We start from the raw sequence: 3,056 nt of genomic DNA on the forward strand, positions 1-3,056 counted from the left end.
TGACTAAGGAGGTAATAATTTTACCTGAGTTGGTATTTAAATGTGTTAATTTACTCCCTGAGTATTTCGAGGGATATGAAGGTCTTGGTATCCTCGACGCCCTCCATCATACTTAATACCCTAAGTATGTCATTGACGTTGACCTCCCTCGTTATCAATATTAAGTCATAATCACCAGAGACTCTGTATGCCTTCTCAACAGGGAGCTCCTTAATCTTCTCATAAATAATAGTTCTATACCTGGGTTGAACCTTCACCAAAATAACAGCCTCATTAGAGCTCATTCGCAGAACCCTAAGCGCTTTATCAGTAACATCGACAAACTCACGCCCAGTCCTTATCAACCCAAAGTCCTTAAGCTTCTTAAGGTGAACGCTTAATGCCTGCCTGGTCATGCCTAGTTCCCTAGCCAGTTCATCCTGGTCTGCATATACAGTGTACACCTTAAGTGGCATAGCCTTTTTAAGCAGGTATTGAAGAACCTGGAGTTGTCTCTCGGTTAGTTGTCTCTCGATTTCCGCTGGGGTTACCTCCTCACTTGGTGATGTCACTGAAGCCATAATAATCTACCAAAATGGGTAACTGGCACTAGTATAAAAAGGTTATTCCTAAATATTATATGTGGACCATTAAATAACCTAACGTAAAAAATAAAGCCCAATTAAAATGTATGATCAGTAATTATTTAATTAGGTTATACATGATGCATGGTTTCATGAATACTAAAAACAATTCATACTCTAAGTAGAGAGGTGTAAGTTCAGGTTTGATCATTAATTCAAAACCAGGGGACAAACGGGAATAATATAACCCTAATGGTCAATAACGCTGATACTACAATTAAAGCGACGATTGTAGATGCATCAAATAACCTAATTGATGACCTAAGGGTTGCCGTATCAAGCCTCCTTACCCCTCCATTAATCCTATACCTACCAATCTTCTCAAGTGTTGCATTAAGCGCCCCGGCGAAGGATGACATGGGCCACCCAGAATTAACGCTCTGCACCTTACCATGATCGCGAAGTGCCACCTTAAAACTGCCCCTCCAATCAAGGCCCGTGAGCGCTGCTGCCATGGTTATAATGGGAGTAGATAGTCTAGCTGGTATGTAGTTCATTAATGTATCAATCATGGCCGAGAACCACCCAACATCTTCATAGGGCCACCCTTTATAACCAACCATTGAATCCATGGTATTAGACAATCTCTGTAGCAATGCGCCCGGTAGGCCAAGCAATGCGTAGTAAAATAATGGTGAGAGGAATCCGTCAACGAATGATTCAGCCATGCTCTCTATCACCGCGGATATCAAGTGCTCTCTATCTAACTCCCAAACATTTCTCCTAACAATCTCCTGGGTTAAAGCCCTGGCCCCCTCAAGGTCTCCAAGTTCGATTTTCCTAAGTATCCTCTTTGCATAATCCCTCATTAGTCTGTACGAGAATGTAAGCTTCAGCACGTATGAATAGGCAATGATGCCTACAACAATATTTACCATGAATAATCCCCAGGGAATTAAATAGTAAATAACCAAGAGTGGTATGACGGATATTACCCAGAGTAATACACCGAAACCCCTACCGCCTGGTCTAAATAATCTACTCAATATTTTACCGCAGACAACCACGGGATGAATCATTAATAGGGGTCCTCTAGGTTCGCCAACAACTACGTCAATGAGAACCGCCAAGACCATCGCCGCAAGGTAATACTCGAGAACTGCAAGCCACATAAAAATCAACATCGCAGGCATTTGGTATTGCTTATCAACCACCCCAATGATTTCATGAAATAGTTAATGAAGCTCTCAAGCTCAAATAATGGTCTCTCCACGTACGTACTTGGACACAGACTCTTCGTAACGTCCAGCACCCTCTTGTAAATAACGCCATTAGTGAATAGGATGGGTATTACCTTATCAGGGCAGTACCTCCCCAGTAATTCCGCTAGCCCTGGCTTTATTGCTAAAAAGGCGGTATTACCCAGGTCCAGGTTGCCTATTTCCCTAATAAATCTTGGATCGTCATCGCCATGAAACACGTAAAGCCCAGGGCCAAGGCTTATGAGGAATTCCCTAATGCCCGGCCAATCAAGTAGGGGTGGTGATGCATAGCCGATTATAGATACGGCCTTATCGTAATCACTGCCATAACCGACAAATAGGGGTATATAGACGTCACCGATTACCTCGTTAACCAAAGGTTTCGCGTGGGATACGAAGGCATAGGATACGTTGATCCTCCCAGCGAAGCTCCTCACATCATTAATGTAATCAGGATCCCTCGAGCCGTGAAGCACAATCACTACCTTCATGAATCATCGCCACATATCGAGATCACCCCATTAATTAAAACAGCATGAATAATCCCTTCCTCACTAGAATGCTCGATCCAAATAGGGGCATGGTTCGGGCCTGCCATAGTTAAATGGGAATCCTAAATCAGCATTTATAAGTGGTTTCCCATTAATTTATGTGCCTAGGACTTAGATGGCGCCTTCGGTTTGTATTAATTTGATGGCTTTATCAAGGGGCTCAATACATATAAATGGTTTCGTTGGTACGTATAATCGTGAAGAGCAGGGTCGTATCATTGCTCCTCTATTACCCTGCAGTATTAATGATAGTGGCTGTGGGCATCATAATGGCCACGGTACTACCCAGCTATTACGCCCTAATCTCAGAGTTAGTACTTTCACTAGCCTTCGTGTACCTATTGGCGAGGTTACGCCGTGGGTTAGGTATAGGTTATTTATACGTAGTAGTGATTCTCATCATAGTGCTGATAAGCTTTGCATCAGTATTCATAATAAGGCCGGAAATCATACTCAACAAAGCTCTTACGGAAATGAGGCAGAATGTGATTAAAGGGTTTACATACATCATCGCCTACCTATTTGCATCATTGCTACCAGATAGTGCCACCGACCTGGTTGGGACGTTACCCATATTCATATTAATCACCGCAGTCGCTATACTCGAGTTTAGGCTCAGGTATTACTTATTGGCTGGCGTGGTCACGGGCATACTCGGCATTGGCGTATCCACGGTGGTG

The 3,056-nt window shown here is 43.1% G+C and carries 3 protein-coding genes and 1 pseudogene; 1 reads left to right on the forward strand and 3 read right to left on the reverse strand.

Annotated features, from left to right (window positions below; translation table 11 throughout):
* Positions 1-50: 50 nt before the first annotated feature.
* The 3 genes from B7L70_RS12200 to B7L70_RS12210 all read right to left on the reverse strand — a co-directional run bounded on the left by B7L70_RS12200 (position 51) and on the right by B7L70_RS12210 (position 2,316).
* A complete protein-coding gene (locus tag B7L70_RS12200; RefSeq protein WP_081228418.1) occupies positions 51-560 on the reverse strand; it encodes an Lrp/AsnC ligand binding domain-containing protein in 510 nt (169 codons plus the stop codon).
* 218 nt (positions 561-778) lie between these two features.
* Positions 779-1,777, reverse strand: a complete 999-nt coding sequence (locus B7L70_RS12205) for a cobalamin biosynthesis protein (protein ID WP_238376256.1) — start codon at positions 1,775-1,777, stop codon at positions 779-781.
* On the reverse strand, positions 1,741-2,316 hold the full coding sequence (locus B7L70_RS12210) for a sirohydrochlorin chelatase (protein ID WP_081228419.1): 576 nt from the start codon (positions 2,314-2,316) through the stop codon (positions 1,741-1,743). Before B7L70_RS12210 ends, B7L70_RS12205 begins: the two co-directional genes overlap by 37 nt.
* Positions 2,317-2,573: 257 nt before the next feature.
* Here B7L70_RS12210 and B7L70_RS12215 point away from each other — a divergent pair.
* Positions 2,574-3,056 (forward strand): annotated as a pseudogene (locus B7L70_RS12215) (hypothetical protein); the annotation flags it as partial.

It is taken from the genome of Vulcanisaeta sp. EB80, assembly GCF_002078205.2.